The organism is Nonomuraea sp. NBC_00507, assembly GCF_036013525.1.
In the GTDB taxonomy this organism is placed as follows: domain Bacteria; phylum Actinomycetota; class Actinomycetes; order Streptosporangiales; family Streptosporangiaceae; genus Nonomuraea.
Genome location: NZ_CP107854.1, coordinates 128,012 through 153,377, shown reverse-complemented (window position 1 = coordinate 153,377; position 25,366 = coordinate 128,012). Strand labels below are relative to the sequence as shown.

The 25,366-nt window shown below is 66.7% G+C and carries 19 protein-coding genes and 34 tRNA genes; 47 read left to right on the top strand and 6 right to left on the bottom strand.

Annotation, left to right across the window (positions count from 1 at the left end; all coding sequences use genetic code 11):
* Nucleotides 1-475: 475 nt before the first annotated feature.
* The 5 genes from OHA25_RS60820 (at nt 476) to OHA25_RS60800 (ending at nt 1,429) form a co-directional block, all read left to right on the top strand.
* Nucleotides 476-547: transfer RNA gene (locus OHA25_RS60820), tRNA-Trp, on the top strand.
* Between the two features lie 196 nt (nt 548-743).
* A tRNA-Ala gene (locus tag OHA25_RS60815) sits at nt 744-817 on the top strand.
* A 118-nt stretch (nt 818-935) separates the two neighbouring features.
* A tRNA-Ala gene (locus OHA25_RS60810) sits at nt 936-1,008 on the top strand.
* A gap of 207 nt (nt 1,009-1,215) precedes the next feature.
* Nucleotides 1,216-1,288, top strand: a tRNA-Pro gene (locus OHA25_RS60805).
* 67 nt (nt 1,289-1,355) lie between these two features.
* Nucleotides 1,356-1,429 (top strand) — tRNA-Met (locus OHA25_RS60800).
* Here the strand turns inward: OHA25_RS60800 and OHA25_RS61775 are convergent.
* The gene (locus tag OHA25_RS61775; protein ID WP_442942261.1) at nt 1,389-1,613 is read right to left on the bottom strand and encodes an endonuclease VII domain-containing protein; all 225 of its coding nucleotides are present in this window, start codon (nt 1,611-1,613) and stop codon (nt 1,389-1,391) included. The genes OHA25_RS60800 and OHA25_RS61775 overlap by 41 nt on opposite strands.
* On the opposite strand from OHA25_RS61775, the gene OHA25_RS60795 reads away from it, so the two are divergent.
* From OHA25_RS60795 to OHA25_RS60645, 31 genes are all read left to right on the top strand, one after another.
* Nucleotides 1,542-1,703: a hypothetical protein gene (locus OHA25_RS60795; protein WP_327591404.1), complete on the top strand. Its 162-nt coding sequence runs from the start codon at nt 1,542-1,544 to the stop codon at nt 1,701-1,703. The genes OHA25_RS61775 and OHA25_RS60795 overlap by 72 nt on opposite strands.
* Nucleotides 1,704-1,988: 285 nt before the next feature.
* Nucleotides 1,989-2,061 (top strand) — tRNA-Asp (locus OHA25_RS60790).
* Nucleotides 2,062-2,150: 89 nt separating this feature from the next.
* Nucleotides 2,151-2,223 (top strand) — tRNA-Arg (locus OHA25_RS60785).
* 85 nt (nt 2,224-2,308) lie between these two features.
* Nucleotides 2,309-2,380: transfer RNA gene (locus OHA25_RS60780), tRNA-Arg, on the top strand.
* A gap of 33 nt (nt 2,381-2,413) precedes the next feature.
* Entirely contained in the window at nt 2,414-2,626 is a 213-nt protein-coding gene (locus OHA25_RS60775; RefSeq protein ID WP_327591403.1) for a hypothetical protein, read from the top strand.
* Nucleotides 2,627-2,640: 14 nt separating this feature from the next.
* Nucleotides 2,641-2,714: transfer RNA gene (locus OHA25_RS60770), tRNA-Pro, on the top strand.
* Between the two features lie 2 nt (nt 2,715-2,716).
* Nucleotides 2,717-2,788 (top strand) — tRNA-Phe (locus OHA25_RS60765).
* A gap of 129 nt (nt 2,789-2,917) precedes the next feature.
* A tRNA-Gly gene (locus OHA25_RS60760) sits at nt 2,918-2,990 on the top strand.
* 110 nt (nt 2,991-3,100) lie between these two features.
* A tRNA-Pro gene (locus OHA25_RS60755) sits at nt 3,101-3,175 on the top strand.
* Nucleotide 3,176: 1 nt separating this feature from the next.
* Nucleotides 3,177-3,249, top strand: a tRNA-Lys gene (locus OHA25_RS60750).
* Between the two features lies 1 nt (nt 3,250).
* Nucleotides 3,251-3,335: transfer RNA gene (locus tag OHA25_RS60745), tRNA-Leu, on the top strand.
* Between the two features lie 5 nt (nt 3,336-3,340).
* Nucleotides 3,341-3,413 (top strand) — tRNA-Gln (locus OHA25_RS60740).
* A gap of 194 nt (nt 3,414-3,607) precedes the next feature.
* Nucleotides 3,608-3,680 (top strand) — tRNA-Leu (locus OHA25_RS60735).
* 159 nt (nt 3,681-3,839) lie between these two features.
* A tRNA-Thr gene (locus OHA25_RS60730) sits at nt 3,840-3,913 on the top strand.
* Between the two features lie 165 nt (nt 3,914-4,078).
* Nucleotides 4,079-4,152: transfer RNA gene (locus OHA25_RS60725), tRNA-Thr, on the top strand.
* A gap of 93 nt (nt 4,153-4,245) precedes the next feature.
* A tRNA-Gly gene (locus OHA25_RS60720) sits at nt 4,246-4,320 on the top strand.
* Nucleotide 4,321: 1 nt separating this feature from the next.
* Nucleotides 4,322-4,395: transfer RNA gene (locus OHA25_RS60715), tRNA-Leu, on the top strand.
* A 10-nt stretch (nt 4,396-4,405) separates the two neighbouring features.
* Nucleotides 4,406-4,491 (top strand) — tRNA-Ser (locus tag OHA25_RS60710).
* Between the two features lie 3 nt (nt 4,492-4,494).
* Nucleotides 4,495-4,568: transfer RNA gene (locus OHA25_RS60705), tRNA-Ile, on the top strand.
* Nucleotides 4,569-4,573: 5 nt separating this feature from the next.
* Nucleotides 4,574-4,660, top strand: a tRNA-Ser gene (locus OHA25_RS60700).
* Nucleotides 4,661-4,664: 4 nt separating this feature from the next.
* Nucleotides 4,665-4,756, top strand: a tRNA-Ser gene (locus OHA25_RS60695).
* 1 nt (nt 4,757) lies between these two features.
* Nucleotides 4,758-4,828: transfer RNA gene (locus OHA25_RS60690), tRNA-Lys, on the top strand.
* Between the two features lie 47 nt (nt 4,829-4,875).
* Nucleotides 4,876-4,946: transfer RNA gene (locus OHA25_RS60685), tRNA-Glu, on the top strand.
* Nucleotides 4,947-4,961: 15 nt separating this feature from the next.
* A tRNA-Glu gene (locus OHA25_RS60680) sits at nt 4,962-5,036 on the top strand.
* Between the two features lies 1 nt (nt 5,037).
* A tRNA-Met gene (locus OHA25_RS60675) sits at nt 5,038-5,112 on the top strand.
* Between the two features lie 32 nt (nt 5,113-5,144).
* Nucleotides 5,145-5,218 (top strand) — tRNA-Asn (locus OHA25_RS60670).
* Nucleotides 5,219-5,238: 20 nt separating this feature from the next.
* Nucleotides 5,239-5,312 (top strand) — tRNA-Val (locus tag OHA25_RS60665).
* Between the two features lie 8 nt (nt 5,313-5,320).
* Nucleotides 5,321-5,392 (top strand) — tRNA-His (locus tag OHA25_RS60660).
* 5 nt (nt 5,393-5,397) lie between these two features.
* A tRNA-Tyr gene (locus tag OHA25_RS60655) sits at nt 5,398-5,479 on the top strand.
* 39 nt (nt 5,480-5,518) lie between these two features.
* Nucleotides 5,519-5,587: transfer RNA gene (locus tag OHA25_RS60650), tRNA-Cys, on the top strand.
* Between the two features lie 2 nt (nt 5,588-5,589).
* A tRNA-Arg gene (locus OHA25_RS60645) sits at nt 5,590-5,666 on the top strand.
* A 956-nt stretch (nt 5,667-6,622) separates the two neighbouring features.
* Here OHA25_RS60645 and OHA25_RS60640 read toward each other — a convergent pair.
* A complete protein-coding gene (locus OHA25_RS60640) occupies nt 6,623-6,982 on the bottom strand; it encodes an STAS domain-containing protein (protein ID WP_327591402.1) in 360 nt (119 codons plus the stop codon).
* An 888-nt stretch (nt 6,983-7,870) separates the two neighbouring features.
* Here OHA25_RS60640 and OHA25_RS60635 point away from each other — a divergent pair.
* From OHA25_RS60635 to OHA25_RS60625, 3 genes are all read left to right on the top strand, one after another.
* The gene (locus tag OHA25_RS60635; protein ID WP_327591401.1) at nt 7,871-10,036 is read left to right on the top strand and encodes a hypothetical protein; all 2,166 of its coding nucleotides are present in this window, start codon (nt 7,871-7,873) and stop codon (nt 10,034-10,036) included.
* A 421-nt stretch (nt 10,037-10,457) separates the two neighbouring features.
* Nucleotides 10,458-10,646: a hypothetical protein gene (locus OHA25_RS60630; protein ID WP_327591400.1), complete on the top strand. Its 189-nt coding sequence runs from the start codon at nt 10,458-10,460 to the stop codon at nt 10,644-10,646.
* 38 nt (nt 10,647-10,684) lie between these two features.
* A complete protein-coding gene (locus OHA25_RS60625) occupies nt 10,685-12,517 on the top strand; it encodes a hypothetical protein (RefSeq protein WP_327591399.1) in 1,833 nt (610 codons plus the stop codon).
* A gap of 50 nt (nt 12,518-12,567) precedes the next feature.
* Here the strand turns inward: OHA25_RS60625 and OHA25_RS60620 are convergent, their stop codons facing one another.
* Both OHA25_RS60620 and OHA25_RS60615 read right to left on the bottom strand, forming a co-directional pair.
* Entirely contained in the window at nt 12,568-14,499 is a 1,932-nt protein-coding gene (locus OHA25_RS60620; protein WP_327591398.1) for a hypothetical protein, read from the bottom strand.
* Nucleotides 14,500-14,869: 370 nt separating this feature from the next.
* A complete protein-coding gene (locus OHA25_RS60615; RefSeq protein WP_327591397.1) occupies nt 14,870-15,202 on the bottom strand; it encodes a hypothetical protein in 333 nt (110 codons plus the stop codon).
* A 664-nt stretch (nt 15,203-15,866) separates the two neighbouring features.
* Between OHA25_RS60615 and OHA25_RS60610 the strand changes: the two genes are divergently transcribed.
* The 5 genes from OHA25_RS60610 to OHA25_RS60590 all read left to right on the top strand — a co-directional run bounded on the left by OHA25_RS60610 (nt 15,867) and on the right by OHA25_RS60590 (nt 19,254).
* The gene (locus tag OHA25_RS60610; RefSeq protein WP_327591396.1) at nt 15,867-16,346 is read left to right on the top strand and encodes a hypothetical protein; all 480 of its coding nucleotides are present in this window, start codon (nt 15,867-15,869) and stop codon (nt 16,344-16,346) included.
* 187 nt (nt 16,347-16,533) lie between these two features.
* Entirely contained in the window at nt 16,534-16,911 is a 378-nt protein-coding gene (locus OHA25_RS60605; RefSeq protein WP_327591395.1) for a hypothetical protein, read from the top strand.
* Between the two features lie 288 nt (nt 16,912-17,199).
* Nucleotides 17,200-17,523, top strand: a complete 324-nt coding sequence (locus tag OHA25_RS60600; protein WP_327591394.1) for a hypothetical protein — start codon at nt 17,200-17,202, stop codon at nt 17,521-17,523.
* Nucleotides 17,520-17,813 (top strand): hypothetical protein, encoded by a 294-nt coding sequence (locus tag OHA25_RS60595; protein ID WP_327591393.1) that lies wholly within the window; start codon nt 17,520-17,522, stop codon nt 17,811-17,813. Before OHA25_RS60600 ends, OHA25_RS60595 begins: the two co-directional genes overlap by 4 nt.
* Before the next feature lie 91 nt (nt 17,814-17,904).
* Nucleotides 17,905-19,254: a DUF5753 domain-containing protein gene (locus OHA25_RS60590; RefSeq protein WP_327591392.1), complete on the top strand. Its 1,350-nt coding sequence runs from the start codon at nt 17,905-17,907 to the stop codon at nt 19,252-19,254.
* Nucleotides 19,255-19,289: 35 nt separating this feature from the next.
* Here OHA25_RS60590 and OHA25_RS60585 read toward each other — a convergent pair whose 3' ends face one another.
* Entirely contained in the window at nt 19,290-21,296 is a 2,007-nt protein-coding gene (locus tag OHA25_RS60585; RefSeq protein WP_327591391.1) for a BTAD domain-containing putative transcriptional regulator, read from the bottom strand.
* A 549-nt stretch (nt 21,297-21,845) separates the two neighbouring features.
* Between OHA25_RS60585 and OHA25_RS60580 the strand changes: the two genes are divergently transcribed.
* Nucleotides 21,846-22,694 (top strand): SAM-dependent methyltransferase, encoded by an 849-nt coding sequence (locus OHA25_RS60580; protein WP_327591390.1) that lies wholly within the window; start codon nt 21,846-21,848, stop codon nt 22,692-22,694.
* On the opposite strand, the gene OHA25_RS60575 is transcribed toward OHA25_RS60580, so the two are convergent.
* Nucleotides 22,669-23,853: a cytochrome P450 gene (locus tag OHA25_RS60575; RefSeq protein WP_327591389.1), complete on the bottom strand. Its 1,185-nt coding sequence runs from the start codon at nt 23,851-23,853 to the stop codon at nt 22,669-22,671. The two genes, OHA25_RS60580 and OHA25_RS60575, sit on opposite strands and share 26 nt — an antisense overlap.
* Nucleotides 23,854-24,334: 481 nt before the next feature.
* On the opposite strand from OHA25_RS60575, the gene OHA25_RS60570 reads away from it, so the two are divergent.
* Together OHA25_RS60570 and OHA25_RS60565 are read left to right on the top strand one after the other, a co-directional pair.
* Nucleotides 24,335-24,724 (top strand): hypothetical protein, encoded by a 390-nt coding sequence (locus OHA25_RS60570; RefSeq protein WP_327591388.1) that lies wholly within the window; start codon nt 24,335-24,337, stop codon nt 24,722-24,724.
* A 92-nt stretch (nt 24,725-24,816) separates the two neighbouring features.
* Nucleotides 24,817-25,359, top strand: a complete 543-nt coding sequence (locus OHA25_RS60565) for a hypothetical protein (protein ID WP_327591387.1) — start codon at nt 24,817-24,819, stop codon at nt 25,357-25,359.
* The last annotated feature ends 7 nt before the right edge of the window (nt 25,360-25,366 follow it).

Sequence of the window (25,366 nt, the reverse complement as noted above, 5' to 3'; positions counted from 1 at the left end):
TACGGCCGGCCGCGCGGACACCCGACTTCGAACCCCTTACGCCGGCCCCTGCCTGTCGAGGAAATGCTTCCGCCATCTGGCCGAAGAAACGCCTAGGGGGAAACCAGATCCGACAGGTCGGCGTCGAAATAAGTGAGTGGAACCGCTCGGCGTGCCAAAGCTACAGTAGAGGGAATCCTGCACCGCGGGGCAGGTACCCATGGAACAGGCCCCGGCAAATTGGAAAACCCTGTTGACATGCCGACAGATTGATGTACTCTAATACTATATAGATGGATCTGGAGACCCCTCCAGAAGAAAGGAAGCACCGTGATCAGCAAAGCCGCCCAGATGCAGCCGTGCCGTCAGCCCTGGCACAGCGCGCTGTTCGGCGACGCCATCGCACCCCGGCAGGCTTCCGGATAACCCCCAAGGGGAAACCCGACGAAGCCGCCAGGGCAAACCCCCGGCGGCTTCCTTCTTTTTACAGCTACATATGGGCGAGCCAGCGGATAGGCGCTCGGTCTCCAAAACCGAACAAATGCGGGTTCGACTCCTGCCGCCCATGCGACACCCACACTTTCGAGTGGACGGGTCCGCTCACATTGACAACTCCACAGTGGAAGACAACGAAAAGGTGTGTGCTGGTTGAGCACGCCCGCCGCCGGGCGGCCCGCTCAGTACCCGCACATCAACCTTTCGCCCCCGGCACCACCCGGGGGCACGCCCCTGGCGCAGCCACCCACGGCGCCCCAGGGGCACACGGGCCTGTAGCTCCAACGGCAGAGCAACTCCCTTGCAAGGAGAAGGTTGCGCGGTTCGAATCCGGCCGGGTCCACAAAAACGCAGCATGGTGCCCTTCCGAGACGGCTTCGTCCGACCAGCACCGGAGGGTGATGCGGGTTCCAGCCCCGCTGGCGTTTTCCCGCAGGGGACCAGGGTTATGTCCCCGCCTAGGGCCTGTAGCTCATCGGGCAGAGCATCGCGCTGGCAGCGCGAAGGCGGCGGGTTCGAGTCCCGCTGGGTCCACCGGGGACGCTTCGGCGCGGCCGGATGTGCGGGTGGCGGCCCGTCATCCGGCATAGGCAGCAGCAGACCAAGCGGCGCCCGCCAGCGTGCGCGCTCTGTGTGAAGGTCCCCCAACAGCACAGCATGGCGTTCTGGGGATTCCGACTCCTGTGCTAGGTCACTCCTAACGGAGGGGGTGGGTGTGTCAACGGCATCCCAGACGCCTCAGTGGATGTAGGGAAGCGGCAATCCCGCCTGCTTTGGGAGCAGGACAACGCGGGTTCGAGTCCCGCCATCCGCACACGGGGACGCTCTCGCGGACGTCCCGACACAGAATCGCCAGGGATGAACCCTCGGGGCCTAGTCTTGGCGGTGTAGCTCAGCAGGTTAGAGCGCCTCGCTCATAACGAGAAAGTCGCAGGTTCGAGCCCTGCCATCGCTACTTCGAGGTATCCCAACAGGCCCCGGATTCGTTCGGAGTCCTCGGCGAGGAGACCGAGAGCGGTGTTGCAGCCAACGCACAGGAGGCCGCGCACCTTGCCCGTGGTGTGGCAGTGATCGACATGGAGGTTCTGATCGGTGACGCGACGACATGCCGCGCACGCACCACCCTGCGCTTCAAGCAGGCGATCGTAATCCTCCAGGGTGAGGCCGTATCGGCGGAGCACACGCTTCCGCTCGTGTCGCCGGAGCCGGTCAGGGTTCTTCAGGCGTGATTCTTTCGCCTGGTCCCGATAGCAGAGCTTGCAATACCAAGCCAGCCCGTCCGGGGTGGTGCGGTTCCTGTAGAACTCCTCAAACGGCTTCTCGGTGGCGCAGCGAGGACAATGCTTCACGAACGTAACGATAGTGACTCGTACTGACACTTCTCGGCGCGAATTGCCCGGGTAGCACAACGGCGAGTGCTCCAGCCCGTACCTCGTCCCGGTGCGAGAAGTGGCAGGGCAGATGTCTATAAATCTCAACTCGATCGCCCATCGAGAAGTGAGCTGAAGATCAGAGCCTGAGTAGCAAAACGGTCATTGCCCCGGATTGTCGATCCGGCAGGTGCGGGTTCGAGTCCCGTCTCAGGCGCGCGGTCGTCGGCTTCGGCGCGGCGACCCGTCACGGGTTGGCGGTGACTCCTGACGATCGGACACCCCGGATCGGAGGAACCGCATCACGCCCGCATGGCCCAGAGGACAGGGCACCTGATTCCGGATCAGGCGGTCGCAGGTTCGAGTCCTGCTGTGGGCGCGCAATCTGGCCGATTAGGCTGCGCCGATCCGGCGCTAGGGGGTCCGGTCGCGGGGTGAGACGCCCGCGTGGTCGGCCAGGGCAAGCCCGTGTAGCTCAATGGATGAGCACCACGCTACGAACGTGGGGGATGCAGGTTCGAGTCCTGTCGCGGGTACTGCGGAGCGATCCCAACCCACAGGAGTCTCACATGGATGTCAACAAGCTGCTTGCCGACCTGGTCCGGGACGTCGAGCGGGAGGATGCGCGGTTCGCCGCCTATAGCCCGCCGGACCGCGGGGCCGCCGCCCGCGCAGCGTACAAGACGGCGCTGGGCCGTGTCCTCGCCGCCGTCGAGGGAGTGTACGGCCAGGAGCATCACGAGGCGCTCAACCGTGGCCTCGGCTACCTGCGTCGCCGATAGCCCTCCATGAACGACGGGGTGTAGCGCAGCTTGGTAGCGCACTGCGTTCGGGACGCAGGGGCCGCCGGTTCAAATCCGGCCATCCCGACTGGCTCTTTGGTCCATACGGTAGGACACCTGCCTGAAAAGCAGGGGGATGGGGTTCAAGTCCCTGGGGAGCCACGAGCCCAGCCGGTGCAGGGGCCTCCCCAGCCGAATCGGCAGTCATACCCGGCGGGCAACGGGCAGGAGACACCGAAGACCAAGTAGGTGCACCTGCCAATCCTCCGCGACAATACCGGACATCCTCATGCCGTACTCGCCTAGTGGAATGGCACCTGGCTTCCAACCAGGAACGAGCGGGGTTCGATTCCCCGGTACGGCTCGACGCCCCCTCCGGGCGATGTGGCATCGCCACTCATCGACGAGATTGGCATCCATGGTGGGGCGCGCAGCCGCTGGGCAGGCTGATCGACAACCCGGCCGGGGCGAATTCGGAACGTGGCTCAATGGGAGAGCGCCGGTCTGGGGGACCGGAGGGCGCAGGTTCGATTCCTGCCGTTCCGACCAAGCGTCGCTAGCACAACTGGTAGTGCACCTGGCTCTTAACCAGGGGGTTCAGGGTTCGAGTCCCTGGCGGCGTACGGGGGAATGGCGAAACAGGCAGCCGCGCCGGATTCAAGTCCCGGTGGGCCCTCGGCCCGTGCGGGTTCGACTCCCGCTTCCCCTACTCCATGCCAGATGGTCTAACTGGGAGGACGTCCGCCTCTGGAGCGGGATGGTGCAGGTTCGAATCCTGCTCTGGCAGCTCCAGGGCCCGTAACTCAATCGGCCGTGGCCGCCGGATCGTCGGTGTACAACGATCTTCCGGGCAGCGCGCGGCAAGGGATAGAGCCGGAGATGCGGGTTCGAGTCCCGCCGGGTCCACTTCGCCGCCGCGCGCTGGCGCCGACGCCCCCCTTGTAAGGGGGCAGGTCCGGTTCGATTCCGGGGGGCGGCTGAGCGTCCGTAGCCCAATGGCAGAGGCATCGGCCTAAGGAGCCGAACGGTGCGGGTTCGAATCCCGCCGGACGTACGTGCAATGGGGCCGGCGGGGGCACCCGCCAAACCCGGGCCGCGGCCGGGGGCCGCTGGCCGAGCGGCAGCCCAGGCCAGCCTGCCAGAGGTGAACCCGCTGTACCCCTCCACGGGGACGCGGCAGTTCGGTGATGGACCCCTGGCAGCACGGCAACCCGCCTCCGAAGCTCAGCAGGTCAGAGCGCCCGCCTCGTAAGCGGAAGGCCCCGGGTTCGATTCCCGGCGGAGGCTCTCGGTCCGGGGACGCCGTCGGCCCGGCAACGGGACTTTGGATCCCGCCTATCCAGGTTCGAGTCCTGGCCCCGGAGCTCGCCGAAGAAGTGGAGGTTCCGCCGTGTTCACGGCGGCATCGTGATTACCCGCGCGCACGCCTGGCGTGCGCCGACCCCTGTTCACGCCCTTGAGGTCTCCGAGGTGGAGACGCCGCCCTGGTACGGCGGAGGCGCCGGGTTCGACTCCCGGCAGGGGCTCTCCCGCGGGCCGTACGCCCTGACCGTACGGTCCGGCGAATGGTCGCCGCGGCCCCGTCCTTCACGCCCGACGATCCGGCCTGCGGGTTCTTTGTGGGTGAAGTGTTGATGGAGGCACTACGGCTTGCCATGCCGTGAGGGCGGGTTCGAGCCCCGTCACCCACTCCAAGCCGACCTGGCCCAACGGCAGGAGGCACCTCGCTCAGGACGAGGGCAGTCCGGGTTCGAATCCCGGGGTCGGCACGTACCGCCAGGAGAGTTGACCGAGTCGGTAAGGTGCCGCCCTGCTAAGGCGTGGCCGGGGTTACACCCGCGCGCGTTCGATCCGCGCACTCTCCGCTCCCTCGGGTGGCCAAGCAGGTGAAGGCACCGCTCTGATAAGGCGGAGAGCGCTGGTTCGATCCCAGCCCCGAGGACTTAAGGAAGGCGTCCGGCTGGACGAGGAGCGCCGTTGGAAGCGGCGTAGCACGGCTCGCCCGTGCTGGGGGTTCGAGTCCCTCGCCTTCCGCCCTGGAGGAACACGCCGACGGATGGCGACGGCACCCGCCTCGAAAGCGGGCGAGCGGCGTGAGCCGCCTTGTGGGTTCGATCCCCTCTTCCTCCGCGCCCCTGTAGCTCAAGGCAGAGCAGGCGACTTTTAATCGTCGAGGTGCGGGTTCGAGTCCCGCTGGGGGTACGACCGGTGCGCGATTGTCGGTTGGCAGACGTGCGCCCCGGCACCATGGCCCGTTCGTCTAATGGGAGGATGCCTGGTTCTCAGCCAGGTGGCACCGGTTCGATCCCGGTACGGGCTACGTAGCGACAACATTGGCCCCTTGGACCATGGGTTAGGTTCCAGGACTTTCAATTCTGGGGAACGGGTTCGAGTCCCGTAGGGGCTGCCATTGCGGAGTGGACTGGAGGTGGTTCCAGCCGGGCCTCATAAGCCCTGTGACGCGGGTTCGACTCCCGCCTCCGCGACAACGCCGGTTTGGGTTCTTTCGATTCTTTAGTGGCACGTCGTCCAACGGCAGGACGCCTTCCTGTTAAGAAGGTCATGGGAGTTCGAATCTCCCCGTGCCAGCCACCCTTATCCGCTTCGTCTTTCGGCCTGTAGCTCAGATGGTCAGAGCGCCGGTCTTACAAACCGGGCGGCGCAGGTTCGAGTCCTGTCAGGCCGACGTTCGTGGTGATCGTGGTGTAAAGGGAGCACACCAGACTGTGACTCTGGACGGCGCCAGTTCGAATCTGGCCGATCACCCTCTTGCGCGAGCTGGGCACGCGGCGAGCCCTTCCGGCTGTAAACCGGGCGCCTTGAGCTGTGGCGGTTCGACTCCGTCCTCGCGCACGATAAGCCCCGTTGCGGCCACCTGGTCGAGTGGCACGGGGCGCGGTTCGCTGGTGCGGAGGGCGGCCTGCAAAGCCGCCTGAGCGGGTTCGACTCCCGCCCGCGTCTCCCGGTTCGTAGCTCAATTGGACAGAGCGGCGGCCTCCTAAGCCGTCTGATGCAGGTTCGAGTCCTGCCGAGCCGACCAGAGCCCTTCGTCTCGAGCACGTATTGCTGCTCAGGGGCCGATGCTCTCATCCGGTTGGAGTCTGGGTGACGGCACGATGATGAGAGTCTTCCACTGTGGAGGAGCGCTGCGCGAGGCACGCCGGCGCCGTGTCCGTGGGCGTTTCCGAGCCCAGCCGGCGCTCAACCACGGCCGCCGAGTTCCTCACCGGTGAGGCTTGCGCGGTCGCCGCAGTGCTCCCTTTCGCCCGAGCCAGTCAAGCTTTAGTACACGTACGGTGAGCACCGCCGCTATGGCACCCAGAACTCTTCAGTCTTCGCCCCACGGAAACCCTGGGCTGAGAGCACACCACTGCTCAAAGCGTTGGCGAGTACCTCACCGTCGAGCCCGCTCCCGCCGCGCCGCGCGGGGTCGGCTTGCGGCCAGCCCGCCGGCTCTGCGACAAGGTGAGCCTGGACCATCCCGGCGGACACGCCCGGCAGCTGCATAGGCGCCTGCGGCCGACCTCCGGCCGGCCCGAAGAACCCACCGGCCTGGCCGACTCCGCAGGACGCGTCGGCCCGCGATCTTCGAAGAGACTTTGGCCACGGGCCAGACCCGCCCCGCACCTGTCGCGAGCTCGCGCAGGCCACCAGCTGCCCCGTCCGGGTGCCGGCGTAGGAAGGCGCTCAGCTCAAGGACGCCCCAGCCGAGCAGCCCCAGGCACAGCACGGCTTCCAGGGCGCAGAGCGCCGCCATGGCGAAGGCGATGACCGTGATCACAGCGACGGCTCCATGCGCCGCCTACCAGGCGTTATCGATGGGTTCACTGACGTGATTCTAGATTCGACCCCGCGCTGATCCGGGGTAGTCACCCGCCCGGGCAGGGCGCATCTTTGCCTGGCCCGCGAGGATCCTTTGCCTGGTGCGGGTTTACTCGATGACCGGGTTGCGGGAGCCGGAGCCGAGGGGGGGAGACCGACCCTGGCTCCCGCCGGTCAGGCCGCCGTCGCGGCGGCGCCGGTCTGGACGGGAAGCGGACGGAAGATGTGGTCCAGGCCGGTGCGGTGCAAGATCTGGGCGCATCTGCCCTGCACTCCCGCCAGCACCAACTCGGCTCCGATTTGTCGCGCTCGCCGATGAGCGCCGACCAGCGCGGCCACGCTGTCGAAGTCGCAGAAGGCCAGCCGCGAGATGTCCACGACGACCAGGTCGGGCCGCTCGGCCAAAATGCGTCCCATCTGGTCGAAGAAGTCGGCAACGGTGGCTTCCTGCAATTCGCCCTGCAGGCCGACCACCGGGCACACGTCCGAGTGCCACATTCCGAGCGCGTCCTGACGCTGCCCGCGCTCCTGCATCGAAATCACCTCACGCGCCCTCACTGCCCAGATTCGCGACGATCATGTGATGGCCGGGGGCCCTCACCGCTGGGTGGTCTCGGGCACGGGAGCGCGGGCGTCCGTTGTCAGCTCAGTAGCCGAACGCCCGCGCTTGTCACGGGTTCGGCTCCCCCCTGAATCCGAACCCGCCCCACCGCTTTTCATATCCGTATTCGTCCGGTTGCTAACAGCAAATCGCCGCTGGTGAGGGCACCGACACGAGGGCTCTAGCGGCGGGGGACATGGGTGTCACCCAAGTGCGTGAGCGGAGGTTCCAGGCGCCCATGCCCCCCATGCGAGGCTGACGCTCCTCCAGCAGTCAGCCGCACGTCACCTACATACCAGTAGCTGATCAGGCGCACAACAAAGTGATTGTGGATCCCGCGCTCCGCCGATATCGATCACCGGCTTGAACGAAACCAGAGGTAGGCGTCCCTTCCGCCGGTGACCTGCTTGGCCTCCTCGGGCCCCCTCCCACGCGCCCAGCGCGTCGCGGGCCTCGTAGACGGCCTCCACCTCGGCGGTAGCTTTCGGGAACCGGGGGCGCGTTTTCACAAGTTTCCTTGTCACCGGGGGGCGTAGCCAGCGCGGCATAGACAAGGGCTACGAGCGGGGGCAGTACCGCATCGCCGTGGGTTTTGGTGCTGCCATGATCGCCCGACACCGGAACTTCTCGATCGCCCGTTTGGCGTTTATGAGCCTGACCGGAAATCGGTCTTCTCCATCAATGTCAAAGTCCCGACCAGGTCGGTTTCTATCGGAAGTTGCAGTATTTGCGCGAGGGGGCGCACGGCGATATGTACGATCAGGCGGAATGTTCCTCTTTCTGTCAGCAAAGCGAAATAGGGTTCATGACAAGAGGTGTCCATGGACGATCCGGCACTTCGCCGCGCTCTCGTCGCCCTGGTGGAGGACGAGCTGGCTAACCCCGAGGTCACTGAAGCCGTCCAGGACCTGGGTGTCGATCCCGACCGCCTCCACGAGACGGCGACGAACTTGATCGACAATTTGCTCGTCGAAACCCCGCAGGAATACCAGCAGTACGAACATGCCCTCGCCCAGCACGAAGTGACCATTGAGGAATACATCAGCGCCGCTGGCGACGACCCACTCAGTCGGATGCTGGCAACTGTGCGGACATTATGTGGCGGCGTCGGTGGTTTCGTGCTGGCGGTCCGTCTACTTGTGAGCGTGTGGTGGGAGCCCTGGCCTGTTCTGGCAGACCTTGGGTTCTTCTGCGTGGGCGCGGCTCTGCTCGCCGCCGGGCTCAAGAAAGTGCGCACAACCCGGCTGGGCGCGCGCATCGCCCTCCAAGGCGACCCTGTCGCACGGCACCTCGACGCCGCTCGCACCCGCCTGATCGCCGCCATCTCCGACTCTGGGAAGGGCCTGACCCAGATCGTGCGGTACGCGATCAACGATGCCCGCGACGACCGCCTTGACCAGGACTACGCGGTCCAAGACAGCCGCGGCCTGCGCGATTTGCACGGCTCCGATTACTACGTGCCCACCTCTATATGGCACGACATCGAGGCACTGCTCAGCGGCATGAACGGCGGAAGCATCGGCATCGCCGGCGTGCGCGGGACCGGGAAGTCAGCGCTCATCCGCCAGTATTGCGTCTCGCCTCGACATCTGCCCTCCCACGTCACCTGCCTGGTCTCGGCGCCGGTCGATTACAGCGGCCGCGACTTCGTGCTCCACTTGTTCGCCGAGTTATGCCGCGCCACGGCTAAGCGATTCAGAAACCCGCGTCGTACCTGGAGACAACGGAGGCGCTGGAGTCGGCTCCACTCCGTGCTGACCATCGTTACATACCTTGGCCTGGCCGCCGGGTTGATCGTGATAGCTCGGGTAGATCTCCTCCCGGCTCCCCTCACCCTCCTTGGTCTCTTCGTGGGCGGGTTGTTCCTCCTGTTCGGCCTGTTTTTCGATGGACGTGCAAGCTACCGACGCCACCTGCGCTTCGCCACCGAGCGGCGCTTGCGCCGACGCGCCCGACGCAATCTCGCCCGCATCCGGTTCCTGCAGACCCACACCACAGGCTGGTCGGGCGCGATCAAACTCGGCGTCGGGCTGGAAGCCCAGGCGTCCGGCGGTCTTTCTCGCGCCGAGCAGCCCCTCAGTTATCCCGACATCGTCGCGGAGTTTCGCGCCTTCACTCGAGCCGTGGCCCGCTACCTCGCCCGGTCCGGCAGCCGCGTGTACATCGGCGTCGACGAACTGGACAAGATCGGCTCCGCCACCCAGGTGGAGAAGTTCCTCAACGAGGTCAAAGGCATCTTCGGAATTCCGGGCGTCTACTTCCTGGTGTCGGTCTCCGACGACGCCATGACCGCCTTCGAACGGCGCGGATTTCCCTTCCGGGACGTCTTCGACAGTTCCTTCGATGAGATCCTGCGCGTGCCACCCCTCACCTACGCCGAATCCCGTCGCCTGCTCTATCAACGGGTCATCGGCCTGAACGAACCGTACGTGGGCCTGTGCCATGTCCTGGCCGGCGGCCAGGCCCGCGACCTAATCCGCATCGCACGCCGCCTCGTCCGCCTCGGCACTCCACAAATCAAACTCTCCGAACTGTGCCTTGACCTGGTCGGAGAAGAGCTTCACCGCAAAGCCCTGGCCACCCTTCACCACCCGGCCACTCAAGACCAACCCGCTCTGCTGCGCCAACTCCATCACCTAACCAGCACCGTCGAGGTAGTGGTGCCACCGTTAACCGACATCCTGACCACCCTGTCCTCAGACGGCCTCGATGCCGATCAGCAAGCCCGCGAGATGCGCCTGGAGTTCGCCTGCTACGTCTATTTCTGCATGACGCTGCTGCAGGTGTTCAACGATGCCCTCGACAAAGACCAAATGGACCGGGCTACCCAACCGACCAACCACCCAGCCACCTTCGACCGCCTGGCAGAGGCTCGTGCGGCTTTCGCCGTGAACCCACACCTAGCCTGGCAACTCATCGACGACTTCCGCCAAGCCTGGACATTGCCCCTCAGCTCGTGGCCCGCTCAGGCTCAAACACCGCCCTAACGTCAGTCGGCTGGGGTCTCGTCGAGCTCGGCGCGTTCCTGCGCCCGCATCCGGATGGCGCGGCTGGTGGCCTGCGGGAGCTGGCGATGGGCTGCGGGGCAGGTCTGGCCCAGGCTGCTCGGGCTCGACGAAGCCTCCTCGCAGATCGCCGGCCAGCGTGTCCTGCGGAGCCGGCCAGGCCGGTGTACCGTTCGGGCTGGCCGGGCGTCGGCCGCAGGCGCCTATGCAGCCGCGGTCACGCGTGCGGCCCGTCGGACTGCGCCGGGATCGCCGCCAGCAGGGCCAGCACGCCGGCCCCCGCGCGGCGGGGCCGGGGAGCGGGCTCGCAGTGGATCTCCTGGCGGTTGCTCTGACTCTGGCCACGACTCTCACTTGCTCTGACCAGGGCTCTGGCCCTGCGACCGAGCCGAGCGTATTGCTGATGGTCACCACGGTGCCCGTCGCGTTGCGCTCGATGTCGATCCCTTCGGCCGCCGAGCTGCCGTGGACGAGGATTCTGCCGCTGTCGAGTTGCGCGGTGATCGTGGCCGCCGACGCCGGTCCGGCCAGCGACACGGCGCCCCATGCCGAATGGCTATCAGACCCGAGCGGAACCGCTCGCCGTGGGTAGCGTTTTTGTCATCGTCTTCCGACCAGATGGGCTCATCCATGTCGCAGTTCCGCTCTGCGCCCGAGCCGTACACGCTCGCGCAGTTTGCTCGCCGGGTCCGCATCGCCGAGTCGCGCGCACGCGCACTGTATGCCGCAGGAAAGCTGCCACCCCCAGACGGGCACGACGCCGACGGCCGCCCGCTGTGGGCGGCCACCACGATCGATGCCTGGTGCCGGCGCACCGGCCGAGCCCCGGCCGAGGAGGCGCTGTGGTTATGGCGGCCGGAGGCCGTCGCCGCCGAGCCCGCTCCGGTGCTCTTCCACGGCATCGCCCCCGTCACCCACTGGGGTCAGCGCTACGGCATGCACGCCGTGGTCTGGGACACTCCACACGGCCACGTCATCTCCCTGACGCCCCTGGCCGACGCCCCGGTGCCGAACCTCGACGCCCAGCCGCTGGCCGCGGCCGCCCTGATCGAGCCGGTGTTCTGGCCGGACGCGGTCATCGCGGTGCAGCTCGGCGCCGAGTACGGCGACAGCGACGACGTCCAGATGCAGCTGTTCGGCCTGCAGGCCGCCGAGTACGGCGCCGACGACGACTCGGATGCCCCGGCCCGGCCGCGCTGGCATCTGTTCGGCGGCGAGAGGACCGGCGCCCCGGGTGACGCCTCCGACGGTGGTGCCCGGGCCCGGTCGGCGGTGCAGCCCCAGACGCTCTTCCGAGGGCTGGTCACTGCTGAGGACCTGGCGCTGGTCATCGGCACGCCGGTGCCCGTGTGGCTGTCGGGCACCTGCACCGCCTCCGCAGTCCGGCGAGCCGAGGCCGCGCAGCCGGCCGCGCGCACCCTCACCGTGCCCGGGCCGGCCGACGGCTGGCAGGTCAAACGCGACCAGTTGGAGGCGGCGCTCAAACACGGCATGGCCGAGGAGTTCCCGGCCGCCTTCGCCGTCTTGGCCGCGGACCTGCGCGACGCTCTCGAGCAGGCTCGTCGCCGGCATGCCGAGCTACGGCTGCGTGGCACCGGCTGGTACCTGGCCGCCCAGCCCGCCCCGCCGGAACTGCCTTGGAGCGTCGAGCAGTCCCTGCTCACCGCCGCGGCCGAGCTGGAGGAGGACCAGGCGGCCGACGACCTGGCCCGGTTGCGCGCCATCGAGCCCGACCTGCTCGCGACCGCCGTGGAGGGGGAGGCCTACGAGGAGGCCATCTTTCTGTTGCGTAACCGGCTGCGGAGCACGCGCCCTGACGTGGCGTTCGACGACGTCGAGGCCTACGCCGGTGCTTGGGAGGGCCCGGTCGTGGAGCTGTGGCAGCAGAGCATGACCCCGGTCGATGACCCGGCCGCGGCGCTGCGGACCACCCGTCGCGGCCAGCGCCTGGCCCGCCACGCCGACGCAGAGCGCCTGGTCGGCATGTGGCGGGACGCGGCCGGTCGGTACGTGGCTGCCTTCCACCCCGACATCGCCGGCAACCCGCCCGCCTTCGTTGCCGAGTGGCCGTACGCGCCGCCGGCCGGCTGGAGCGAGCAGACCGTCATCGCCGCCGACCCGGGCACCGGCGCGGTGCTGGCCATCACCCCCCAGCCGGACGGCCAGTCCCGCGTCGAGCCGCTGCCGTTCGAGCCTGACACCGGCCCGGCCTTCCGGCACGGCTACAGCGGCGGCAGCCCCTACAGCCTGTACCAGGCGCTCATCCGCGCCGCCATCGGCACCGTCACCGCGCCCTTCACCCTCAACGACGTTCCCCACGACGAGCGCGCGCAGCTCAACAGCGCCGAACGCAGCCAGCTGTGGCACGCCATCGTCTTCACCAAAGGCGCCCTGCGGCTGCCCTGGCCACAGGTACAGCAGTGGGCCCGCGACGACGCCGCCAAAGCGGCCTCCCGCCGGTAGGAGGAAGGGGGTGGACGCGGGCCCGTCGACCAGCGGGCCCGCGCACGGGGTTATCTGGGGCGGGGTGGCACAGCCGATGAGTGGATCACATCGCCAGGTTTCGCTGCCTGGCGGATCCGCTCCAGCAAGGTCGTGCTGTCATCGCGGAACCTGATGTGTTCAGGGATGAGGTCGGTGCCCGCGAGCGCGGACTCGAGCGCGATCTGGACCTCCCAGGCTCCCACCTGCCGGCTGAAGGCGACGATGGAGCCGACGACCTCGGCCGTCGCGGGTCCGCCGTGGGTGATCGCGTCACGGGTCCGCGCCATACGGTCAGCTAGGCGTGTCCACCTGGTTTCCAGCTGGGCGCGCCATTTCTCGAACGCATCCCTATTGTCCAGGCGTTTGGCCAGAGTGCGCAGGCGGCGCGCCATTTGGTGATGTGGTGGATAGATGTCGATGAGTTCGGTGAGCGCGGCCTGCGTGGATCCGGGGACGAGGTCGATGTAGCCGAATTCGTGGACGTCCAGCGTCGCGTCTGCAACGGCCTGCCGGCGCTTGTACGCCTGGACGGTCAGCCCCGTGGGTTCGCAGCTGGCGGCGTGCCTGATGGTGGTGACGAGCTCCTCGTGGATGGCCTGCACGACCCAGGTCGTTTTCAGGTAGGCAGCCAGGTGGTCGTCCCATGGCGCGGTGCCGACCCGGGATGCGGCGGTCTCGACGACACGCACGTTGGCGATGACCTGGGCCAGCGGGGGCTGCTCCCCCGCGGCCTGCCACCACTGCAGCAGGTCGACCGCCTCGGCCAGGCGCACGTCGTCGATGGCCACGGTCCCGTCGATCTGGTTCCAGAAGGCCGCCATTGCCGAGTAGATGGCCGCTTGGCGGCCATGATCGAGCGGCTCAACGGAGTACTGGCTGGCGTCGAGGCGGCGCTCCTCCCCGCGCTGCCCGTCGGGAATGTGTTTGTGCCCGGGAAGGATGCTCCAGTAGCCGGCGGGCATTCCGGCGTGGAATTTGCCGACCGTGACAAGGGCCTCTACGCGCGTTCGGGCGACTGCTATCGGGTCAGCGTAGATGCGTGGCGGCAGGAACACCCGAGCCAGGACGGTGCCGACCTTGTGCGGCATGTCCGCCAGGAACTCACCGTCGGTCGCTGTCCAGTGCGTGCAGTGGCCGCTGTACTTGGCTGAGGCCGCCGTCGCTTCATCGGGCACGTACTCGCTCATGATGAACGTGATGTCGCCGAGCGAGGCGACGGGCTTCAAGAACATGCTGGCCTTTTCGTAGGCCAGCCACACCACATGCGAGTGCGTTGAAGGAGGAAGGGTAAGGAATCGCTCGCATAACGTGGCCCGCTCCGTGGCCCTCAGCCCGGCTCGCGGCACTTCGTCCTTGTCCTCATCGAAGTCATCGGGCGCGGGATCGCCCAGAACGGCCCGCACGCCGGCTACCGCCCATGCGTCATCCGCGAGCACGTCCCGCAAGGTACTGGTCAGCTGGCCGAGATTGTGGCCGGCCAACTGAGCGAGCGCGAGGAACAGGTCACGGCGGACCGCGATCGCTTCCGCAGACGCCTCAAGCTTGCCGCATTTGGACCACAGATCTTTCCATGCTGCCTGCAGAGCCCGCTGGTCTTTCAACGCGGACTGCAGGTCCCCCACAGCCATGACGGCGGTTGCGCGGCTTCCGGCCGGGTTGAGGTGCTGTAGCGCGGTGCTGACCTTGCCCAGGTCGGTGCGGAGTACAGCGATGACGTTTGGTCCCAGCCCTTCCTGCTCGGCAGTGCGATATTCACGGATTGCCGACGCGAAGGCATCCTCATGGTGGGCGGCGCTGAAGTTCCGTTCGTCCTCCAGCCATGCCAGGAGCTCGGCCACCGCTGCTGGGAACACCAGCAGGGCCGAACCAGACCAGCGCCGGTCAGGGGCCGAAAGAGCATGGCGGACCTCATCTGAGGTATCAGGCGGCGCGCTCTCTCCTGCCATGCCCCAACCGAGCACTTTTCCTCCACGTAGCCGGTGACGAGGGCCCAGGATTGCAGAAGATTCCAAAGCCGTCATGACGTCCGGCGAAGGGTCACTCGATGCGATGCCCCCATCATGTGGTGTTGTGCTGATTCATTCCGCAGTGGCGGATTCCGGGGGGAAGCTGGCATGCTCGCGATCATGACGACACGAGGCGATGACGGCGGCTGGGCGCGGTGGAGCGTAGGCGGCTTCCGCCGCCACATGGGCGGCTGGTAGCGGCATGACGGCGGGCACTCCCACCGTGAGGGCGGGCCCGTCTTATTGCGCGCTCCGGACAGCTGGTCACGCCATATCTGCCCGATTTCGGGTGAGTATTACAGGCAACAGCCATCCATGCGATCGTTCAGATCGGGCTAGCGAGAGAATGGTCGGCTCCCGCGACCAGCCCAGGGTCCGGGTCCGGGTCCGGGTCCACATCGAGATCTTGCGAGGCGGAGCCAGCACCGTTGGCGACGTGCCGTTGAGCGCACGGCACATCGGCCGTCTGCCAACGGTCGTACAGGTGACGAAGTATCCGGCCGCGCGCCTCCACGCTGCGGGCAGTCAGGATCGAGGCAATCTGACGAGTCGCCTCAAGCTCGTCGTCCAGTTCGCTCACATGGCATCGAGGGGCCTGCTCGTCTATCCGGGAGTCGGCGAGGGCCTGCGGTGAGATGACCCCGTGCTCGATACGCACAGAGCTGTCAATGGGTGGCAAGGGACGGCGGCGGGGAAGTGTCATGCTGACGGACGGTACCGAAGCGTTCCCCATGGCCACCCTGATCGTCTGGTCAAGAGCAAGGCAAGGCCGCAGACCAAAAGCGCGTGAGCCCCGTCCGGCGCCTGAGCGGCGCTGGCCTGGATGGGCCGCACACCGGCCGAGCCCAGCTCGGCTCGGCCGGGCTTGACGTAGTACCGCGGGTTCTGGGCGGGTGGCTTCAGTGACGAACGGCCGTGCCGCTCGCGGAACTGCTGGCGGGAGATGAAGAGAACAGGTCAGCGAGCACCGGGGACCTCAGAGAATAGCGAGGTCCACTGGCGGGGCGAGCTCGGTCGTAGGTCGGGGATTCCAAGATTTTGGATGTCGGCGAGTTTCGGATGGATCCGGGCGTACTCCGCCGCACCCACCTTCCTGGCCAGCAGAGCGTCACCGACCGCGATACGGGGCTGTACCGGCGGGATGGCGTCGATCCTCAGCATGGGCAGCAGACCGGACCGGTGCATCAACTCCCCGATACAGACGACGAACCGAAGCCGGGCGACAGCAGCGATGAGGGGGTCACGCTCGCACCCGTCGACGCCGGCGACGATTCGGCGGATGGCCTCCGCAGGCGCGATCGGACCCCTCCGTCGAGGAGGCCTTGCGAGTCTGGTGCCTGGACGACGACCCGGTTTGCGTCCACCGCATCCCCGGCCCCGTCGGGCCGCTCTACACGCTGGGCGCGAACGGCGCCCACCGGCTGACCGCCGCCCGCTTGGCCGCCCTCCCGGGCATCTGGGCAACCATCGACCAGCCCGCGCTCCCGCTCCAGGTACAGCCTCACCAGACGGGCATCCACGATGATGACGCCGCCCACCAACTCCTCACCTGCTGGCGCGGACTCCTGGCCCGAGACCTGGTCACCGGTCACATCGACGAAGACCCTCACCTGCCCGCGCTCAGCACCCTGCACCTGGACGATGCCGCCGCGATCTGGCTCCTGGCCACCCCCGAACAGGCCATCGCCTGGGCAGCCACCTACAACCGCGCCTACCCCGGGGCACTGGCCTCTCTCGGCATCACTCCCAAGGTCTATGCCGACGAGCACGCCTGGACCACCTGGCTGGCCACCGCGACATAGGACAGCGTCCTCGTCTGCCAGAGAACTATGTCGGCAGACGTGTGCCGGCTCACCGGCGGTCCGCGGTACGCCCGGAGCGGCCACGATGTTCCAGGCGACACGGCGTGAGCGCCGCGGCGGCCGCGCAGGCCTCGCTCGGGAGGAGCTCGGCACCGAAAAGTCCGGCGGTTGATCTGGGAGAACGCTTATGGACTCGGTGCCTTGTCCGGCGCCGAGGCACGCAGAGCAGCGTACGGCCGGGGGCGCCGGCGCTCAGCGGCTGGTCGGCGTGGAGGAGGTGGCGCTCGTCCGCGGCCTGGGCGACGCGATCCTGGGCGGAAGTCCTGCAGCTGGCGCCGGCGGGCCGCTGGTGAGTCGGCTCGGGTTGCCGGGGCCTCGGGGCGCTGGCAGGCTCGCCCCCATGACGAGACACGGCGATGAAGGCGGCTGGGCCCGTGCTGGCGACACGGGCGGTTGGGCCGCGAGCGTGACCGGCGGCATGCGACACCACCCAGGCGGCTGGATTCCCAGCGTGGGCGGCGGCTTCCGCCACATGGGAGGCATGCGGCACATGGGCGGCTGGTAGCCCATACGGCGTAATGAACGGCCCGAACCCTGCCAGGGTTCGGGCCTTCCTCGTCTTCAGGGCTGTGAGTGTCTGCCGAACCAGCGGTGCCTGCTCGTTCCCGGGTTTCCTGACCATCAAGCAAGCGGCTGTGGCTGTGTGTCGTCGTTGACGACACCTGCCCCTAACCTCTAAGTGTAGTTACGCTTATTGCATGTAATACATACGATTTGCTCTGGTTATGTCTGCTGGTATCCCCACCGGACGAAGCGGAGGCAATTCGTGACAGCAATCAGTCCCTTCACATCCATGGGCCTGCAGCCAGACGTCTGGGTGATTCAACACCCCGACCGGCTCTATCCCGTCAGCGGCCGCTGGATCGTCACTACCGATCACCCGGATGCCCTCGCCACCCTCCAGGCCGCCGTCCGGCTGCTTCATGAGCGCACCGATGGAACGTCGACGTCGGACCGCCAACGGACGCCGGTGAATCTGCTGGTCGACGCGGAATGGCTGCGGCAGCAGGACATGGACAGTGAGGCTGGCGCTCTGCTTGACGTACTGCGGCGACAAGGGCACCGATACCGCATCAGCATCGTGCCCGTCGCCGCAGACAGTTCGGAGTCGACGTGAGGAGCAATCGGGCACTGCTGGAGATTGCGTTGTCCGTGGCTGCGGCGTTGCTCGGCCTGAACGCGCTCACCCAGCGTTCTTCCTTCATGTGGGTGCTGTACGAGCTGGGTCTGCCTTACCCCTTCTGTTCGTGGCTGGCATGGGCACCCACTTTCACCATCGCCGGCCTCTGCTTTCGAATCACCGTCAGTCTGTGGCAGCACGGGACCATTCCGGTCCGCACCGCTGCGGCCGCCGCGGTCAGCTGGCTCGTGCTGTTGGGGATCGACCTGGCCTGGTGGGTGCGTTAGGTGTCGTCCTCTGCGCCAGGGCGGCCTCTCCCCCTTCGGCTTCCCGGCCCGTACTCTGTAGCGCAAGGCATAGCAGTGCGCAGGAGACCGTGTGGAGACTCTGGCGATCCGGTTGAAGCAGGCGCGCTCGGCGCGTTCGATGACCGCACCCCAGCTGACTCAGGCAATGGCCGAGTTCGGTGAGCCGGTATCCGCGTCGTACATCTATCAGCTTGAAAGCGGCGTTCAGGACAATCCGTCTCTGTCGGTTTTGCGCTCTATCGCGCTAAGCCTCGGCGTGAGCGTGGGCTGGCTGGTGGGTGAGGACTTCTTAGACTCGGCCGCGGCTGATCGTCTACAGGATCGCGCGGCCGAACTGAATCAGACGGCTGCCCGGCTTCGGCAGGAAATCTCATCGATACGGCTCGGCGTCGCCGACATGGTGCGCGAGGCAGAGCACATGTCCGAGATAGGCAAGTCTCTCCTCAGCTCCGCCGATGAGTTGCCCGAACTTGGCTCGGCTCTGGCTCCTCCGGCCGGTCGGCCGACGACAGACCCAGCGATACTGCTTCCGTTGAAATCACCGCAGCTGCCCTTGACGTCACGGCAGCGTGCGGTCCTGGCAGGCCGACTGTATGTTCTTCGACGGTACGCAGGCCTAAAGGTTCATCAAGTGCAACAGGTCTTGCCTCCTCATTTGGACGTGGAGTCGATGGAGGGTGGCGACACCGAGATTTCCGCCTCTGTGGTCGCCCAGCTCCTCGACGTCTATGGCGTTGCTGATGAGCGCCAGCGCGCCTGCGTTCTCGATATCGCTTCCGGGAAGCGCGAGCCTGCCTGGTATGACGAACCGGCTGTGCCCCTCACCTTGACCGCGGCCTACCACCTGGAGCAGCAGGCCAGCCATGTGTGGATGTACACGGTGCAGTTCATGCCGACCTTGCTTCAAACGCCCGACTACGCTCGAGCCGCCTCTCAGGCCGCCGTCATCCCGGGCACGCGGGCGGACATTATCGAGGCCGGCATGAGATTCAACCTGGCACGGCAAGAAGTCCTTCAACGTTCCGACCCGCCCATTGTGTGGGCCCTGGTGGATGAGAGCGTGTTCCTGCGCGCCATCGGCACCCCGGAGGTACGGCTGCAACAACTTGACGCTCTGATCGAGCGCTCAAAGCAAGAGCACATCATCTTGCAAATCGTCCCGTTGGAGAGCGAGTGGGTGGCCGATGACGCGTTTGTGCCTCGGACTGGTCCATTCACGCTGTGGCGCTTCCGTGACCACCGGAAGCCGGACGTCGTCGGGCTGCACACCTTCGCCTGGGATGAGCTACTCGATCCGGCCAGCGTCGACGCTTATCGCGTTGTGTTCAACTTCCTGGCCACCCGGGCGACAGAGCCCGGTCCGGCCACACTGGACGTGATCCAGCAGCATCGCCGCCGGCTACTGCGGACACTTCGCTAGCCGCGCAGTGAGAACATCTGGCCTCTCTCCCCCAGTCACGATCCCTGCCACGCCCGGTCGGGCGCCGCCTGGTCACGCGACGTGAGGATCGCTATCCGCTGTCGGGCCTCAGCGGCGAGGCGTTCGTCACCGGCGACCGCGGCCGCATGGACGACAGCACGCCACACCTCGAGGGCCTCGTGAGGGCGGTGTTGCTGGCTCAACAGCGAGTCCACGCGCTGGGCCAGCCCTACCGCAACGCGATCTTGACGCTCTTCGCAGGCCAACCGAATCGCCTGGACAAGGTTGGCCTGGTGAGCGGCATACCAGCGACCCGAGTCGCTGGCGATCAGCGCACGCGTACGATCCGGCAGCCACCCATGGACGTCCAGCGAGGAGGCGTGCCGGTCTGGCTCGTGCCGCATGGAACTGGAGGTTATGTCGGCGACTTCGAGCCATCCCATCACCGTGCGGTACACGGCCGCCGAGCGTTCTTCGGCGTGCTCAGCCAGCTTGACACAGGAGTATTCGCGCAGGAGGGCGTGCTGCCGGTAGCGAGGTTGACCTGCAGCGTCCACCCCAGCTGGGCTGATGAGACTGTGGATCAGCAGAATCTCCAGCAGTTCGTCGGCGTCAGGTATGCCCAGCACCATGGCCAGGTGCCAGGACGCGAAATCGGTGGGACCGACCAGGGCGAGGGCGCGGAAGGCCCTTTGCGCGGGAGCGGGCAGCGTGCCGTAGCTGTCGGCGATTGAGGCCTCGAGCGCCATGTCGTGCGACGCCAGCGCGTGTAGCGTGCTGCGAGCCTGGGTGGTGAGTTGTTGCGCCAGGTGAGCCAGACTCCAGTGCGGTTGTGCCGCAAGCCGCGCCGCGACGATCCGTACTGCCACCGGGAAACCGCCACACACCGCCAGCACCTCCTCCGCGGCGGTCGGCTCGGCGGTGATCCGATCGGGGCCGATGATCGCATTCAGGAGAAGTCTGCTGTCTTCTATGGGTAACGGCTCTACCCTGAGAGGGCGGAGTCCAGGCCCGGCCATCTGGGAGCGGCTGGTCACGATCACTGCGCAGCCGGGCGTGCCGGGCACCAGCAATCGGACCTCCTCGGCGGAGGGCGCATCATCCAGTACGAGCAGCATGCGGCGGCCGGCCAGCAGCGAGCGCAGCAGGGCGCTGCGCTGGTCGCTGCTCGCCGGCAGGCTCCGAGCGTCAACGCCCAGCGCTGCCAAGAGGTCGGCGAGAACCGTGCCGGCGCCGCGGGGCAGAGCCACGCCTCCAAGGTGCGCGTACAGCTGTCCGTCGGGGAACTTGTGACGAAGACGGTGCCCGGCATGAACGGCGAGTGCCGATTTACCGACGCCCGGCGGGCCGCTGAGCACAATGATCGGGACACCTCGGGTGAGTGCTTCACCGCTGAGGTGTTCGAGGATCTGAGCCACTTCAGCCCGGCGGCCGGTGAAGTCGAAGACGTCTGGGGGAAGCTGCGCGGGGAGGGGAGGGCGTGATCGATCAGGGTGAGGCACGAACGTGTCGTTGGCGATCTCCTTCTGCAGTTGGCGGAGCCGGACTCCAGGCTCGTTGCCGGTGGCTTCGAGGACGTGTTGGGTGGCCGTCTCGTACACCCGCAGGGCCTCCACCCGCTCTCCCATGCGATAGAGCGCGGTCATGAGAAACTCGTAAAGCGTCTCTGAGGTCGGGTGGGTCAGTACCGCACGCCGTAGGTCGGGAATGAGGCGAGAGTAGTCGCCCAGTTCCAGTCGCAGCTGAAACAGCTGGCGCGACGCGGTCCACTGCTCGTGGAGCAGTTCCTCGCGCAGCGCCTGGAGCGTGGTGGTGCGCGGGTCGAGGTCGGCAAGGGCTGGCGTGCCCCACAGGGCCAGGCCGCGCTCCAGCCGCTCTACAGCACCGTGGAGGTCGCCGTGCCGGGCACGGTCGTCGCTGTCGCGCACCAGGTGGCGGAACGTCTGAACGTCGACGATGTCGCCAGCGTGGAGGTCGATGCGGTAGCCCTGTGTGCCGCCAGTGGGTATGCGGTCTCCCAAGGCGCGGCGCAACTGCGACATTTGCGATCTCAGTGAGTTCGCGCGCTCGTAGGCGTCCCCCCAAGCAGTGATCATCAAGTCCGTTGGAGAAAGTCCAAGGTGGCCTGCGGCCAGTAACGCGCACAGGAGCCGGCGCCCGGTAGGCAGAATGGGCACAGCACATCCGGTATCGGATGTGACTTTTGTCGTGCCCAAAATCTCGAAGTACACCTCTGCCCCTGGATCTCGCTTACCTCCGCAGGCGCTCCGCGTATGGCCGCGGCACGCACTTTATGGATGAGTCATGACGGGCGTTCGATATCCGAACGTGATCATAATTGGGTGGTAACCGCACCCACGGATCGGGCACGTTAGGGTCAACTGCGCATTTCGTGACAGCTGTGACCAAGGCCTGCGAAAAGCGCGGCGATTTGATACGTGAGCCTTGTTGCGGAGAGCCGACATGCCCATGCCCGATCGGTTTCCGACCCGCCAGCGCGACGGCGGGCGACGCCGTGCTGGCGAGGCCGGGTGCTGGCCACGACAGCACCTCGCCCAAACAGCGACGACACCAGCGCCTCGGAGCAGCTCATGAGTGATTCGGACCTTGATTGGGCCAGTGGAGTCGACCTGACCAAGCCCAACGCCGCGAGGATCTACAACTACTTCATCGGTGGGAAGGACTGGTTCGACGCGGACATGCAGGAGGCCGAGCGCTTGCATCAGCTCAGCCCGTTCTTGCGGCTGGGGATGCGCGAAAACCGCCACTTCCTGCGCCGGGCCGTTGGCGTGCTCGGCGACGCGGGGATTCGCCAGTACCTTGATATCGGAGCAGGCCTGCCTTCCGCCGGCAACGTCCACGAGGTAGCCCAGCACGTCAATCCAGACGCGCGCGTGATCTATGTCGACCTTGACCCTGTGGTACTGGCACAGGCTCGCGCACTGACGGCCCACGACGACAAGGTTCGGGTCCTCGCCGGTGACGTACGCGACATCAAGGCCATCCTCGACGACTCGGTCGTGCAAACCTTCATCGACTGGACGGAGCCCGTCGCCGTCTTGATGACAGGGTTGCTGCACTTCGTGCTCGATGAGTATCGGCCTAAGCATCTGGTCGGCCAGGTGCGCGATCGGATGGTGCCTGGTAGCGCCCTGGCTCTCAGCCACGGCACGCTGGACGCAGTCGAGCAGTTCCTGCCGTCCAGCGCGACGTCCGCCGCGCTTGGGGAGTGGCGCCGCACGGAGGTGCTGGCGCTTCGCCGGCGCGAGGAGTTCGAGGGCTTGTTCGAGGGCTTCGAGCTGCTGCCGCCGGGGGTGGTGTGGGCGCCGCAGTGGCGGCCTGACGGCATCGGGGAAGGTCAGCCTCCGGAGGCCTGCGGCATTTATGTCGGCGTGGGACGTGTTCCCGTCCATGTCACATCAGCCGCTCGCGTGGCTTGATAGTCGTAGGCAGGCGAGAGTGCCCTCGCACGATGGGGCTGCGTGCCCACACGGCCCCTTCCAGATTGATGTCGTAGTCCGGCTCGACCGCGGCTACCAGTTCACGCAGCACTGTCGTGGCCTCCAGCCGGGCTAGCGGCGCCCCCAAGCAGAAGTGGGATCCCAGGCCGAAGGCGAGGACGTGTGTGGTGTCGCGGCCGACGATGAACTTGTCGGCTTCGGGAAAGACCCGTTCGTCACGGTTGGCTGCGGCGAGGAGGAGAAGTAAGGGCGCGCCCTCGGGCACCTCGCGGCCGTGCAGTTGCACCGAGCGAGTGACGCGGCGCGCGGTGTACTGGGAGGGGCCGTCGAAGCGCAGCGTCTCCTCCACCCAGCTGCCGACGTCGGCGAAGGCCGCAGCACGCTGGTCGGGATGCTGCCAGGCAAGCCGCCATGCGGTTCCGAGCAGGCGTACGGTGGTCTCGACGCCGGCGATGCCGAGCAGCATGAGAGTGGCCACGACATCGCCATCGCTGAGCCGGTCGCCATCGATCTCGGCCTTAAGCAGAGCACTGGCCAGGTCCTCGCGGGGATGACGGCGACGGTCTTTGATGAGTTCCAGGTAGTAGTGGGCCAGTTTGGCGTTCGCGTCGCGGACCGCGAGGGTGAGCCGCCCGGTGACGTCGTCACGGGTCATCACCTGCTGCGCCAGTTGCAGGAGCGCGGCCCGGTCCGCTCGGGGAACGCCGATGAGCTCACCGATGACGTCCATGGGAATCTTGGCAGCGAGATCTTCGACGAAGTCGAAGGTGCCCCGCTCCAGTGCCGGCTCCAGGTACATGCGGGTGAGCTCGCGGACGCGCGGTTCGAGCTGGCGCACCCGGCCGGGAGTGAAGCCGCGCGAGATCAGCGTCCGCATCCGGTGCTGGTCGGGCGGATCCATCGCCACAAAGGACATGGATTTCCGAGCGTCGGGCGCCCACTGCTCCAGAGCAGGACCATGATCACTGGAGTAGCGGCGGAAGTCGGGTAACGCTGCGGCGACGTCGGCGTGTCGACTCAGCGCCCAGAATTCGGGTGCCTTACTGCGGTGGTAGAGCGGCGCCTGATCCCTGAGCTGCTGATAGATCCCAAAGGGGTCGGCCTGCGTCACCGGATCGTTCGGGTTGTACGCAATCACGGAGGTTCTCCTCTGCCCCATATGGCTGACTTAGCCCCTAACCCGCGATTGTGACGCTAACGGTAAGTGGTGCTTATGCCTAGGGGCAGATGTGCATTCCATTCGCATTCCTCTACCTGTAGGAGTTATACGAACGGTAGCGCCGGCCGACTACATTCGATCTACATTACGGATTCATCCGCTGTCCTGGGCGCGGCCGAGGATGGCTCCCCCGTCCCCTAGGACTTCCCAAGGCATGTTTGATGTATTATAATAGGAAACATAATCCCGGAGGTGGCTCGCGGCACCTCTGGGAGGACGAAGCCCTCGAGGAAACCTTCTCGAGGGCTTCGTCTGTTCCTGGAGAGGCGCCACTCCACGGCCGGCGACGCGGGGTCATCCGGCACCTAGACCGCTCTTCTTCCTGCGCTACGCTGCGACTCGATGCCGCGTTCGAGGCGGGAGGGGCGGGATGGAGGTCGAGCGGGAGAACGGTGGTCCCATGTATCTCCCACCGGACTGGCCGCCCGAGGTCCGCTCACCGAGCGACCCCGAGTGGGAGACATCGGCCGTGGCCTGGCTCCTGGATGCGGTGCCGCCTGAGCACAGGGCGTATGAGGTGCTTCGCCGGCACCCCCTGGCATTGGCCCGGCTCGCCCTTCAGCACGTCAACGCCGCTGTAGAGGCGGCCAGAGCCGGGTATCGGAACGCGCCGACCGACTTGCACGGCCACCTTCCGCCGGGCGCCATTGAGGCAGTACGCGAGGTCTACCGCGAGGAAGGGCCCCGTCTCATTCGGCTGATCCGCTCCATCGAGGTGGTCGACCAGGCCCTGCGCGGGGCTATGTTCACCGAGACCATGCGAGGGCATGGCCGCAGGAGGGGCCCTTGAGCCGACCACCGGCGCCATATCCGCGTTCGCCGCGGACGGTTGCGTACCACCGCTGGAATTCGGACCGCGCCCGCTGGTAGGCAGGCGATGTGGTGAGCATCAACTGGAGCACCGTAGCGACATCAGCGCTGACCGCGCTCATCGTCACCCTCGGGGTGGAATATCTGGCCAAACCTCGGCTAGAGGCACGCAAGGAGCGGATTCTGGACGCGCTCCGCGCGCGGCGCGAGCTGCTCACCTCGCTCACCGTGATGGCAGTCGCCGCCGACGCCGTCCGGACAAAGATTCCGCACGGCATTGACGCCACCGTGCGCGAGCGCCTCGTGGTGGAGCGCACACGTCAGTACGACCGGCTACGCGACGAAGCCCAGCGGCTGGGCGATACTCTTCCGCGCTACGTCAGCGTCTTCGTTGGCCCCGTGCGCACCCTGCTGGTCTCCTACGCATCGACGACGTGGGGCCTGCTGCTGTCCGCTCAAGCCCAGTACCAGCAAGCAGAGACCATCTATGAGATGACGCAGCAGTTGGCCACGGTCCTGGACGGTCCACGCTGGCGTCCGCACGCCCGGGTCGCCGCCTTGATCCGACTGCGCGAGGCGATCGGCGAGACACTGACCATGAACGACAACGGTTGATCTCCGT